We start from the raw sequence: 12,756 nt of genomic DNA on the forward strand, positions 1-12,756 counted from the left end.
GCTCCCCGGGTTCACGACTTGACGGCGCCGGCGGTGAGTCCGGCGATGATGTGTTTCTGGGCGACGAAGAAGGCGATGATCGTCGGCAGGATGGTGAGGGTGATGAAGGCCAGAACAAGCTGCCATTCGGTGGCGAATTCGCCCTTGTAGACCATGATGCCGAGCGGCCAGGGATAGCGGTTCTCGGTGTTCAGCATGATCAGCGGAATAATGTAGCTGTTCCAGCTCTGCACGAAGGCGATGATGCCGACCGTGGCGATGATCGGCCGCGACAGCGGCATGGTCACATGCCAGAAGAAGCCGATATAGCCGCAGCCGTCGACGAAGGCGGCGTCGAACAGCTCTTCCGGAAGATTGCGGAAATAGTTGCGGAACAGAAGGATGCTCATGCCAAGCCCGAAGGCGACCTGCGGCAGGATCACGCCCCAATAGGTATCAAGCAGGCCGAGATCGCGGATGCGGATATAGAGCGGCAGGATGGCGGTCGCCGCCGGAAACATCAGCCCGATCAGGAAATAGTTGAGCAGATATTCCGATCCGAAGAAGCGGATATGGGCGAAGCAGAAGGCGGCGCAGGCGGCAAAGACGATGGTGAGGAACACGGTGAACACCGCGATCAGCAATGAATTGCCCATCTGCAGCCAGTAGCGCTTCGACATCAGGATGTCGGTGTAATTGCTCCATTGCCACTGCTCCGGAAGGCCGAAAGGACTGCCACGCAGATCCGGCAGTGTCTTGAAGCCACCAAGCGCTGTGGTGATCAGCGGCACGATGACGATGCCGGCGACGATCAGCAGCGATACATAGAGATAGGTCTGGGTTCCGACATTGAGCTTTCGGCCCTCGCCGCCGGATGTCGCGGCATCGATCGGTGCGCTTTCTGTGAGCTCAGTCATTTTTCATGAATATCCGTTTGTAGCTGAATGCCAGCGTGACGCAGATGATGAATAGGATGACGCCGACGGCGCTGCCGAAACCGACCTGCATGCGGGTGACGCCGAAGGTGTAGAGGAAGGTCACCATTGTCTGGGTCGAGTTCGCCGGCCCGCCGCCGGTCAAGGGCATGATCAGGTCGAAGAGCTGCAGCGAGCCGATGACGGCGAAGAACACCGAGAGACGCACCGTCGAGCCAAGCATGGGCAGCGTCACCAGCCGGAACTTCTGCCAGCCGGTGGCCCCGTCGATATCGGCAGCCTCGAGGATGCTCTTGTCGATCGCCTGAAGGCCGGCGATGAACAGCATCATGTGGAACCCGAAATACTTCCAGACGATGACGCCGAGGATGGCGGGCATGGCGGTGTTGGCGTCGGCGAGCAGGAAAGGGGGCTCGGCGCCGAAGAAATGGAAAATGCCGGCCACAAGCCCGAAATCGCCGTCATAGACGAAGCGCCAGATCATGCCGGCTGCGACATCGGCAAGCACATAGGGCAGGAAAAAAATCAGGCGGAAGAAGAGCGCGCCCTTGATCCGCTTCGTCACCATCGTCGCCAGCCATAGCGCCAGCGGCAGCTGGATGACGATCGACACGACGATGATCAGGCCGTTGTTGACGAGCGCCTTGGTGAAGGCCGAATTGCGGAAAATGAGCTGGTAATTGCGGAAATCGACCCATTTCGTGGGCGTTCCGTAGCCGTTCCAGCTGAAGAAGGAATACCAGGCGGCCTCGCCCATCGGCAGGATCACCAACACGGTGAAGACGAGCAGCGCCGGTGGCAGGAAGATGATCAGCACCGGCCACTTGGTGTGAGCGAGCGAGCGCCGCCGTCTCGGGGCCGGAGGCGCCGGGCCGACAGGCGGCGGAAGAATGGTATCTGTCGTGGTCATTCGCATTTTCCCGTCTGGGGCGGCGTCTGCCGCCCAGGCACAGTCGGGAACGCGCGTACCATCCTGCTCGAGCGATGAGCCGGCGGCGCGCAAGCCCCGTCTGCCGAAAGGCTTGTGACCCGGGCGCCGGCATCACACCGGCGCCCGGTTTCGGGACTTACATGTTTTCCAGTTCGAACGTGTCCTGGATCTGCTGGGCGGCGTCCTCGGGCGAGATCTGCCCGGACATGATCGCAACGCTCATGTCGTTGACGACGGCGCCGACATTGGGGCCGAGGTCCTGGTCCAGGTAGTTCTGGTGCCAGGTTTCCCTGGACAGCGCGTCGGCACTGATCTTCAACAGCGGGTCGGTGATCGTCTCGGCGACGCCCTTGGTGACCGGAATGGTCTTGGCGACGGCGCTCCAGCGCTTGGCGACATCCGGGCTGGTGAAGTATTCGAGGAAGCCTTCCGTCTCGGCCGGGGCATCCGCTGTGACGGCCCAGCCGGTCAGACCGCCGAGATTGTCGGTGACGACGCCGGGCGCGCCTTCGACGGTCGGGAAGGGGAAGATGCCGATATTGCTCGGATCGAGGCCCTTGCCGTCTGTCGCATTGCTGGCCTGAGTGCGGCCGGTGCTTTCGAAGGACAGGATCATCGCCGCGCGGCCATCGCCATAGGTGGCGAGCGCGTCGTTCCAGGTGGCGCCGAGATAGCCGTTCTGGAAGGGCTCGAGCGCGCCGAGTTCGGCGGCAAGCTCGCCTGCCTTGACGAAGGGTTCGCCGGCAAAGCCGTCGCCTTCGCCCGCCTTTGCGGCGGCAAAGCCATCCTTGCCGGCCTCGCGCATGGCGAGATAGCTCCAGTAGAAATGCAGCGGCCACTTGTCGCCGCCGCCGCCGGCGATCGGCGTGATGCCGGCGTCCTTGAGTTTCTTCACCGCGGCGATGAAGTCGTCCCAGGTCTTGATCTGGGTGCCATCGACGCCAGCCTGGTCGAAGAGTTCCTTGTTGTAGAAGAACGAGACGACGCCGGTCTGTGCCGGTGCGGCCCAGACCTTGCCGTCGATGGTCATGCCATCGATGGACGAGGCATTGAGCTGGTTGCGCCACTGGCCGCCATTGGCGTCGAGCGCCGGCGTGATGTCGCGCAGCACGCCGGTTTCTTCCTGCGCCTTCAGCACGCCGCCACCCCAGGTGTAGAACATGCTCGGCACTTCCGACGACTGCAGCAGGGTCGGAAGCTTGGCCTTGAACGCCTGGTTTTCGAGGAATTGCATGTCGACAGTGACGCCGGGATTGGCCTGCTCGTACTCGTCGACGATCTGGTTCCAGAGCGCGATCACCGGCTCCTGGTTTTCCAGATGCAGCCATTTGATGGTAGTATCGGCGGAAGCCGTGACGGTGGTTGCCGTAAGCGCGGCAACACTCACCGCAACGGCGGCGCTGTTGCGCAGCCATTTGCGTATCACTGACATTTGCACTCCTCCCAAAGTACTTTTTTCAGTCTCCGAATTAAATAAACGACCGGACCCGACTTTTGTCAACTCCCATTTTCGTGCGCGACCTGCGGAACGTCCCGTAAAGGCAATGAATATGGAAAAATTTGCTTGCGCACCGAGGATGATCAGGACTAAAACTCCCTCAAATTAATTCGCGACGCGGAAAAATAACGCGCGTTGGGAGGACCATGAAGACCGCCGATCCGGAACTCATGCGGGCCATCAATCGGCTGAGCGTGCTGGATACCATCCGCCGTCACGGGCCGATTGCCCGCATCGAGATCAGCCAGAGAACCGAGCTTTCCACCAGCACTGTTTCCGCCATCACCGGTTCGCTGATCGATGACGGGCTGATCCTGTCGCGCCACGAGGGCGACCTCAGGAATGCCACGGTGCGCGGCCGCCCGCGGGTGATGCTGGAGCTCAACCCGAACGCCACGCGCGTGGTCGGCGCCAAGATCGCGGCGACGCGGATGACCTTCACCGTCACCGATTTCTGCGGCGATGTGCTTTCGGAATTCTCGCTGCCGGTGCGCATCGAGCGCATGCCGATCGACGTCATTGCCGATCTTGTCGAGGATGGGGTGCGCTCCTGTGTCATGGAGGCCGGCCTCACGCTGGCCGAAATCGAAGTGGTGTGCCTCAGTCTCCCGGGCGTCGTCGAACATCGCACCGGCGTCGTGCGCTCAAGCCCGATCTTTTCTGACGAGAATGTCGATTTCGCCGCGGTGATGTCGCCGCGCTTCGGCATCCGCACCATCGTCGAAAGCGACGTGCATGCCGTCACGCTCGCCCATCACTGGTTCGGCAAGGCGCGGCATCTGGAGGACATGGTGCTGGTCTCGCTCGAGCGAACGCTGGGTCTCGGCGTTTTGCACGATAACAGCCTGTTTCGTGGTGCCGGTGGCCTCAGCCACAATCTCGGCGACCTTGTGCTCGGCACCAGCGCCGACAGTGTGCAACGGCTCGCGGGTCTTGCCGGCGAAAGCGCCATTCTCGGCGACGGACCGCAGGAAGGGCTTTATGCCGAGGCGATCCGTCTCGGGCGCGGCATGTCGCAGGTGCGCACGCTGATCGCGGCGGAGGACGACCGCATCATCGCGGCGGCCGCGCGCGCCGGAGAGGCGGTCGGCGTCACCATCGCCAATATCGTCACCCTGTTCGCGCCGCCGCTGGTCATCGTCGTCGGCTCCAGCCTGGCGCTCGGCCAGCCATTCGTCGAGCGGCTGCGGGAAGCCTATGCGGCGGCCATGCCGCCTTCGCTTGCCGATGTCAGCGAACTCGTCTTCGACGATGCAACGGAATTCTTCTGGGCGCGGGGCGCTGCGGCCGTGGCGCTCTACGAGCTCTACGAGTCGCCCTGGGGCACGACGGGGCCCGCCTTGTGAACCTGATCTGAGGACAAAGCGGCGTGGAGGCCGCGGGAGGAGACAGTATGGAAAAAGTCGGTATCGGCATCATCGGATGCGGTAACATCTCGGGCGCCTACCTGAAGGCGATGGCCGGGTTCGACATTCTCGACATTCGCGGGGTGGCGGACATGAACCAGGCCGTGGCCGACGCCAAGGCCGCCGAGTTCAACGTGCCGTCGACGACGATCGACGCGCTGATGGACGATCCGAAGGTCGAGATCATCCTCAACCTCACCATTCCGCGGGCTCATGTGGAGGTCGGTCTCCGGGCGCTCGCCGCCGGCAAGCACACCTATTCGGAAAAGCCGCTCGGCATCAATTTCGCCGAAGGCAAGAAGCTTGCTGATGCGGCCGAAAAGGCCGGGCTGCGTATCGGCGCCGCACCCGACACCTTCCTCGGCGGGGGCCATCAGACCGCCCGACAGGTGGTCGACAGCGGCGAACTCGGTCTGGCCGTCGGCGGCACGGCGAATTTCATGCGGCCGGGGCACGAATCCTGGCACCCGAACCCGGACTTTTACTACGATATCGGCGGCGGCCCGATGCTCGACATGGGGCCTTACTACATCACGGACCTCGTCAATCTGTTCGGCCCTGTGAGCAAGGTCGCCGGCTTCGCCACCATGCTGCGCAAGGAGCGGATGATTACCAGCGAGCCGCGCCGCGGCGACATGATTTCGGTGAAGGTGCCGACCCATATCGCCGGTGTGCTGTCATTTGAAAACGGCGCTGTGGTTCAGGTGACGATGAGCTTCGATGTCGCCGGCCACAAGCATCTGCCGATCGAGATTTACGGCACGGAAGGCACGATGCTGGTGCCGGATCCCAACTTTTTCGCCGGTCCCGTGGAGGTCCTGAAGAAGGGCGGCGAATTTGCCGATCATCCGGTGACCGAACCCTACGCAGACGGCAACTACCGCTCGCTGGGCCTTGCTGACATGGCCTACGGCATTCGCAACAACCGCCCGCACCGGGCAAGCGGCAGTCTGGCGCTGCATGTGCTGGAGGTGATGGAAGCCTTTGGCGTCGCTGCTGAAACCGGTCGAACGGTCGACATCACCACCGCTACGGAGCGGCCCGAGCCGCTTTCGGCCTCGCTGTTCAACGGCCGGCTCGGTCGCTGAACGAAATTCAGTATGGCCGGCGCTTGCGCCGGCACTCAAGGAGGAAGAACCATGCGTGAAGCACTTATCGTCTGGGGTGGCTGGAGCGGCCACGAGCCCGAAGAATGCGCCCACATCATCCGTGACATGCTGCAGGAGGACGGTTTCAAGGTCTATCTCGAACATTCGACCGAGGCCTTTGCCGATCCGCAGATCCATGACCTGAGCCTGATCGTGCCGATCATGACGATGTCGAAGATCGAAAAGGAGGAGGTGAAGAACCTTTCCTCGGCGATCGAAAGCGGTGTCGGCCTTGCAGGCTATCACGGCGGCACGGGCGATGCCTTCCGCGACTCTGTCGATTATCAGTTCATCGTCGGCGGCCAGTGGGTGGCCCATCCCGGCAATATCATCGATTACCGCGTCAACGTGACGAAGCCGGACGACCCGATCATGGAGGGGATATCCGATTTTCCGTACACCTCCGAGCAATACTACATGCACGTCGACCCCTCCAACGAGGTGCTGGCGACCACCACCTTTGCCGGCGACCATGCCTACTGGATCGACGGCGTGGTCATGCCGGTCGCCTGGAAGCGCAAGCACGGCAAGGGCCGCGTGTTCTATTCCTCGCTTGGCCATGTCGCCAAGGAATTCGAGGTGCCGGAAATGGCCACCATCTTCCGTCGCGGCGCCAACTGGGCGGCGCGGTAAGCGAGCCTTAACAGAGGCGACTGCTCGTAGCGGTGTCGTCCCGTTTTGCGTCATGCTCGGGTCAAGCCCGAGCATGACGCGTGAGAGGTGGGGCCGTAGATCGGGCCGGCAACATTGACGACGTCCCGGCCACAATTATGCAATTCTGGAGAACAATTATATCTCGATAATCAATTTGCGTGATGGAAGTGGCTGTTCTATCCCGAAAGCAGGTCCCGGTGAATTCGCGGGACGGAGGAGGGCCATTGGCCCCTGGGAAAATCGAAGGAGTGAACAATGGAATATCGCAAACTCGGCAATAGCGGCACGGTGGTCACCAATTACTGCCTCGGCACCATGACCTTCGGCGATGAATCCGACGAGGCGACGTCGTTCCGGCTGATGGACAATTATATCGAGGCCGGCGGCAATTTCATCGACACCGCCAATGTCTATTCGACCGGCATTTCCGAAGAGATCATCGGCCGCTGGCTGAAGGACAAGCCCGGCATGGCGACCGAACTGGTGATTGCCACCAAGGGCCGCTTCCCGATGGGCGATGGCCCGAACCGCATCGGCCTGTCGCGCAAGAACCTGTCGGAAGCACTTGAAGCCTCGCTGAAACGCCTCGGCGTCGAGCAGATCGACCTCTACCAGATGCATGCCTGGGACGCACTGACGCCGATCGAGGAGACGCTGCGCTTCCTCGATGACGCGATCTCTGCGGGCAAGATTGCCTATTACGGCTTCTCGAACTTCGTCGGCTGGCATGTGACCAAGGCCGTGTGGCTGGCGAAGATGAGTGGCTTTGCCGCGCCGGTGACATTGCAGCCGCAATATAACCTGCTTTCGCGTGGCATCGAGCACGAGATCGTGCCTGCCTGCCAGGATGCAGGCATGGGGCTGTTGCCTTGGTCGCCGCTCGCCGGCGGCTGGCTTTCGGGCAAATACAAGCGCGACCAGAGGCCGACGGGCGCGACCCGTCTCGGCGAGAACCCAGAGCGCGGCATGGAAGCCTATGACAAGCACAATTCCAAATCCGCGACCTGGGATATTCTCGGCGCGGTCGAGGATATCGCCAGTGCACACGGCGTCAGCATGGCGCAGGTGGCGCTGGCCTGGCTTGCGGCCCAGCCGGCTGTGACCTCCGTCATTCTCGGCGCCCGAACCGAGGCACAACTTGCCGACAACATGGCGGCGGCAAAGCTGAGGCTTTCGGACGAAGAGCTGAAGCGCCTCACCGAGGTCAGCACCCAGCCGATACCGGACTATCCCTATGGCATCGGTGGCGTCGGTCAGCGGCATCGCAAGATCGAAGGTGGTCGCTAACGCTTGATGAAACCCTGAAGACGGGTTTATGACTGAGAGGTCATGGCGACATTCGCCGTGGCCCGCTGGCCATTGGAGGGCCGGCTTTTGCCAAGGGAGAGAGGCACAATGGCTGACCGCCGCTTGCGTTCGCAGGACTGGTTCGACAATCCGGATCATGCGGACATGACAGCGCTCTATCTGGAGCGCTTCATGAATTACGGCATCACGCCGGAGGAACTGCGCTCCGGCAAGCCGATCATCGGCATCGCCCAGAGCGGCAGCGACATCAATCCCTGCAACCGGCATCACCTGGAACTGGCGCGCCGGGTGCGCGACGGCATCCGTGATGCCGGTGGCATCGCCATCGAATTTCCCTCGCATCCGCTGTTCGAGAACTGCAAGCGGCCGACCGCGGCGCTCGACCGCAACCTCGCCTATCTCGGCCTCGTCGAACTGATGTACGGCTATCCGCTCGACGGTGTGGTGCTGACGACGGGTTGCGACAAGACCACGCCTTCGTCGCTGATGGCGGCCGCGACCGTCAACATTCCGGCCATCGTCTATTCCGGCGGGCCAATGCTCGACGGCTGGCACGAGGGCGAACTGGTCGGCTCCGGCACGGTTATCTGGCGTTCTCGCCGCAAGCTCGCGGCGGGCGAAATCAACCGCGACGAATTTCTGGAGGCGGCACTCGATTCCGCGCCCTCGGCCGGTCATTGCAACACCATGGGCACCGCCTCGACGATGAACGCGATGGCCGAGGCGCTCGGCATGTCTCTGACCGGCTGCGCCGCCATTCCCGCCCCCTATCGCGAGCGTGGCCAGATGGGCTACCGCACTGGTCGGCGCGCCGTCGAACTGGTGCTGGAAAACATCCGCCCGCTCGACATCCTCACCCGCGCGGCGTTTCTCAACGCGGTGAAGGTGAATTCCGCGATCGGCGGCTCGACCAATGCCCAGCCCCATCTGGCGGCGATCGCCAAGCATGCGGGCGTGGCGCTGAACGAGGACGACTGGCAGGAAAGCGGCTACGACATACCGCTGCTTGCCAATGTCCAGCCCGCCGGCGAGTTCCTCGGCGAGCGCTTCCACCGCGCCGGCGGCGTGCCGGCGATCATGTGGGAGCTGATGCAGGCCGGCAAGCTCAATGGCGACTGTCCGACCGTGACGGGCAAGACCATGGCCGAAAATATCGCCGGTCGTCAATCGAACGATCGGGACGTCATCAAGCCCTACGATCAGCCGATGCGCGAGCGCGCTGGCTTCCGCGTCATGCGCGGCAACCTGTTCGATTTCGCGATCATGAAAATGAGCGTCGTCTCCGAGGAGTTCCGCGCGCGCTACCTGCAGGAACCGGGCCACGAGGGCGTGTTCGAGGGCAGGGCGGTGATCTTCGACGGCTCGGAGGACTATCACACCCGCATCAACGATCCGGCGCTCGATATCGACGAGCGCTCAATTCTGGTGATGCGCGGCGCCGGGCCGCTCGGCTGGCCGGGGTCGGCCGAGGTGGTCAACATGCAGCCGCCGGACCATCTGATCAGGAAGGGCATCACCAGCCTGCCGACGATCGGCGACGGTCGCCAGTCGGGCACGGCCGATAGCCCCTCGATCCTGAACGCAGCACCTGAAAGTGCGGCAGGCGGCGGCCTGGCATGGCTGCGTAACGGTGACACGATCCGCATCGATTTCAACGAGGGCCGCTGCGACATGCTGGTAGACGCTGACGAGATCGAACGTCGCAAGCAGGATGGCGTTCCGAAAGTGCCGGAAGACGGCACCCCCTGGCAGCGGATCTATCGCCAGACCGTCACCCAGCTTTCCGATGGCGCCACCATTCGCGGCGCCGAAGAATTCCGCGACATTGCGTCCCGTCCGCCGCGCCACAATCACTGATTGTTTCGTCGCCTTCCCGTGAAGAGAGTGGTCGCTTCGCCTGACTTTTTGATGAGCGGCGAGGTGTTTCTCCTGGGCGCGCTCTTCGGCGTCTTGTTCTTGACGTCATATCAGTGGATTAGCACGATAGCCGCTGTTCTAGGTATTGGCCGGGTCGGACAACCAGCCTTTAGTTCAGCTGTCGTCTGCGCCTGCTGCTGATCCTGTTCGCTCGTCACGCTGTGTCGCCACCATGAATCGGAGGTTGATTTCTGCTTCGAATTAATACAACCTAAAGATGTATTTTGGAGATGCTGGCAGTCTGCGTGGGCAGGTTTTCTACAGAGACTCGCCAGGCAGCAGAAAAAGGAAAACCGACATGGGACTGAAGGCTATACATAGTGCGACGGCGAACTGGAGCGACCCGACGCGGATTGGCTCCGACACAACCTCATCCGGACCACGTTGCACGCGACTGAACGGCGTGGACTGGGTGTTCTGGCGTACAGAAACGGGCAACAGGGTTTGGTACTCCACTCTCACGGAAACCGGTTGGAGCAGCCCGCAGCAGCATCCCGCAGCAGCAACGACGTCTGCGCCAGCGGTCGCGGCCTTCAAGAACGGGATTTTCCTGGCGTGGCTCGGCGGTGGCAACAGCATATGGACGTCCTGGTTTACTGGGACGGAGTGGACCGACCAGTTCCCGACTGGCGGGGTCACATCAAACTTAGGTCCGGCGCTGGCTGTGTATGATGATCTCTTGTACATGGCGTGGGCGGGTAGGGACAACAGCGTCTATTACAAGACCTATGATTTGCAGTATTGGGGTGGTCAGCAGGAGCTGTCAGACACCTACAACATAAGCGACACTCCGGCGCTGGCTGTCAGTGGCAATGCCCTTCACCTGGCCTGGTATGACGGCAAGCAGAAGAATATTCTCCATTGCTCATACGATGGTTCCAATTGGTCGACGGCGAATGCCGTCACCGGCCCCAATACGCAGAACGGACCCGCTTTGGCGAACTCGGACGACGGGCTGGCGATGACATGGAGGAATCGGGCCGATAACAGCGTCTATTGGTCGACGTGTTCGAGTGACACGCAGGATTGGAGCGAACCGGTTGCCATAGCCGGCGCGGCGACGAATGACTCGCCGGGAATGTACGGCGACGACAAGGACGTCCGGCTCGTCTGGCGCGGTGCCGCCGAAGATGGTGTGTGGACGTCCGATCTGCCCGCTGGCGGGGCCCCCAATCCGCCACCGACTGAACCACGTCCCATTCCGCCTGAAATTGAAGGAATTTTGGCAGATCAGGCCTGGGGCGACGCTCAGACAAACACCTATGTCACGGTTACGGTGACGCAGCCGGATGGCTCCGTGAAATACTACGATCCGGTACCGACCGATGGAACCGGAGATTGGGAGCTCAGTTTTGATCCGGTCTTGCAACCGCTGGCGACGGTATCGCTTACCGCGAGCTTCGGGCTCGGCGGTAAGCCTTCGGACCCCTACGTGAGAGTGTTCGAGCAAAGTTATGTCGCCAGTGTGGATATCGACAGCGTCGGAGAAACTTCCTTCGCAGGCAGCGCCAAGGCGGGCCAGAAGGTTATTGGCTGGCGGAAGAGCGATGGGACCAAGATGGTCGACTTTACCACTTCCGCAACGAGCCCCCCTTTCAATCAGCCTTACGTCGACAACTTGAAACTCCCTGACGACGATCTGCTATGCGTCGTTGCAGCGGATCCTAAAACGGGGTCGATGTCATTGTTCAACCGCAAGCCCGAGGGGTATGTCGCCCCGTAAGACACGCGACGTGTTTAACGAAGCCGTCTCCGGCGGGTGGGCTATCCGTCCTTCCGCCGGCTCGGCATTCCGTCGAGATAGAGCACCAGGGCTGCGCCGACGAAACCGGCAAAGGCAGCGAGAATAGCGGCGCCGGCGTAGTTCGAGATGTGGGTGCCAAGCGCGAACAGGCCGGCGCCGATGCCGGCGCTTGAAAACATGTTCACCGAGATCAGCGAGCTTCCGAGTCCCGGCTTGTCGGCGATGAGGTTCTGCAGATAGGTCACCGGAATGGAGATGATGGCGGCGGCGCCAAGCGCTGCGATCACCGTCAGCGCATAGGCCTGCCACGGCGCGGTGACATTGCCGAGCAGGAACAGGTAGATGGTGTAGATCACGGTGCCGATGACCAGCGTGACCACATTGGGCACGACGCGCTCGACATAGCCCCAGAAGATGATGAAGACGATCTCGAGAGCTGCAACAATGCCGACGAGAACGCCGACGTCCGAGACGGCGCCGCCGGCCTGGTTGGTGACGATCAGCGGCAGCACCGTGGCGTTCATGTGCAGCATGGCCGTGATCAGCGCGATGGCGACGAGGCGTATCCAGAGCCCGGCGCCGGCAAAGGCGGAAAACGCCTTGAAGAACGGTTCCGTGGGACGCAGCCGCGGTGTCTTGTCCATCTTCGGCATGCCGAAGGTGAAGAGCAGGACGCAGGCGAGCGCGCTGATCGCTGAAAACAGGAAGGACGGCAGCATGTTGTCGGCGTCGGCGAGGGCTGCCCCAACGATACCCGGCACCAGCACCCAGGAGAGCGACAGCACCGCCCGGACACCGGAATTCACGGCCGCCATTTCCGCAGATGGCATGCCGGTGATCTCGGTGCGCACATTGGCGAAGATCAGCGGATAGAGCGCGGTGAAGAGCGGCACGAAGATCACCTTGGAAATGGTGAAGGTCGCAAGCGATGGCAGCAGGTAGACCATGCCGAAGCCGAAAACACCGGCAAGTCCGGTCGCAATCAGCGTCAGCCGGTAGCTGCCGAGCCGGTCGGTGAGATTGCCGATGAGCAAGCTTGCGGCCACAGAGACCACGGCTCCGAGCAGCATCACCAACGCATAGGCGCGGTCGGCCATGCCGAGTTCGTCGATGCCGATGATCGAGAGATAGGGCGAGGTCGCCGCTCCGGCAAAGCCGAAGAAGAACACACCCGCCGAAGAAATGCGGATCGCGGGATTGCCGAGAATGAGCGAAAGGGTTTTAGGCATTGCGTGA

Annotated in this window: 10 protein-coding genes; 6 read left to right on the forward strand and 4 right to left on the reverse strand. The window is 62.0% G+C overall.

Annotation, left to right across the window (positions count from 1 at the left end; translation table 11 throughout):
- Window positions 1-11 precede the first annotated feature (11 nt).
- The 3 genes from TM49_RS12610 to TM49_RS12620 form a co-directional block, all read right to left on the reverse strand.
- Window positions 12-896, reverse strand: a complete 885-nt coding sequence (locus TM49_RS12610; RefSeq protein WP_045681707.1) for a carbohydrate ABC transporter permease — start codon at window positions 894-896, stop codon at window positions 12-14.
- Window positions 889-1,824: a carbohydrate ABC transporter permease gene (locus TM49_RS12615; RefSeq protein ID WP_045681708.1), complete on the reverse strand. Its 936-nt coding sequence runs from the start codon at window positions 1,822-1,824 to the stop codon at window positions 889-891. Before TM49_RS12615 ends, TM49_RS12610 begins: the two co-directional genes overlap by 8 nt.
- 157 nt (window positions 1,825-1,981) lie before the next feature.
- Window positions 1,982-3,277, reverse strand: a complete 1,296-nt coding sequence (locus TM49_RS12620; RefSeq protein WP_045681709.1) for an extracellular solute-binding protein — start codon at window positions 3,275-3,277, stop codon at window positions 1,982-1,984.
- A 212-nt stretch (window positions 3,278-3,489) separates the two neighbouring features.
- Here TM49_RS12620 and TM49_RS12625 point away from each other — a divergent pair, with 212 nt between their 5' ends.
- The 6 genes from TM49_RS12625 (at window position 3,490) to TM49_RS12650 (ending at window position 11,499) form a co-directional block, all read left to right on the forward strand.
- Complete coding sequence (locus TM49_RS12625) at window positions 3,490-4,689, forward strand: ROK family transcriptional regulator (RefSeq protein ID WP_045681710.1); 1,200 nt, start codon at window positions 3,490-3,492, stop codon at window positions 4,687-4,689.
- A gap of 47 nt (window positions 4,690-4,736) precedes the next feature.
- On the forward strand, window positions 4,737-5,837 hold the full coding sequence (locus TM49_RS12630) for a Gfo/Idh/MocA family protein (RefSeq protein WP_045681711.1): 1,101 nt from the start codon (window positions 4,737-4,739) through the stop codon (window positions 5,835-5,837).
- Window positions 5,838-5,888: 51 nt separating this feature from the next.
- Window positions 5,889-6,530 carry a ThuA domain-containing protein gene (locus tag TM49_RS12635; protein WP_045681712.1) on the forward strand — a complete coding sequence of 214 codons (642 nt, stop codon included), beginning with the start codon at window positions 5,889-5,891 and terminating at the stop codon, window positions 6,528-6,530.
- Between the two features lie 276 nt (window positions 6,531-6,806).
- Window positions 6,807-7,838 (forward strand): aldo/keto reductase, encoded by a 1,032-nt coding sequence (locus tag TM49_RS12640; protein ID WP_045681715.1) that lies wholly within the window; start codon window positions 6,807-6,809, stop codon window positions 7,836-7,838.
- A 108-nt stretch (window positions 7,839-7,946) separates the two neighbouring features.
- Window positions 7,947-9,716 (forward strand): IlvD/Edd family dehydratase, encoded by a 1,770-nt coding sequence (locus tag TM49_RS12645; protein WP_045681717.1) that lies wholly within the window; start codon window positions 7,947-7,949, stop codon window positions 9,714-9,716.
- A 358-nt stretch (window positions 9,717-10,074) separates the two neighbouring features.
- Complete coding sequence (locus TM49_RS12650) at window positions 10,075-11,499, forward strand: hypothetical protein (protein WP_144409553.1); 1,425 nt, start codon at window positions 10,075-10,077, stop codon at window positions 11,497-11,499.
- Window positions 11,500-11,540: 41 nt separating this feature from the next.
- On the opposite strand, the gene TM49_RS12655 is transcribed toward TM49_RS12650, so the two are convergent.
- Window positions 11,541-12,749, reverse strand: a complete 1,209-nt coding sequence (locus tag TM49_RS12655) for an MFS transporter (protein WP_045681721.1) — start codon at window positions 12,747-12,749, stop codon at window positions 11,541-11,543.
- Window positions 12,750-12,756: the final 7 nt, after the last annotated feature.

Source organism: Martelella endophytica (genome assembly GCF_000960975.1).
GTDB lineage: Bacteria > Pseudomonadota > Alphaproteobacteria > Rhizobiales > Rhizobiaceae > Martelella > Martelella endophytica.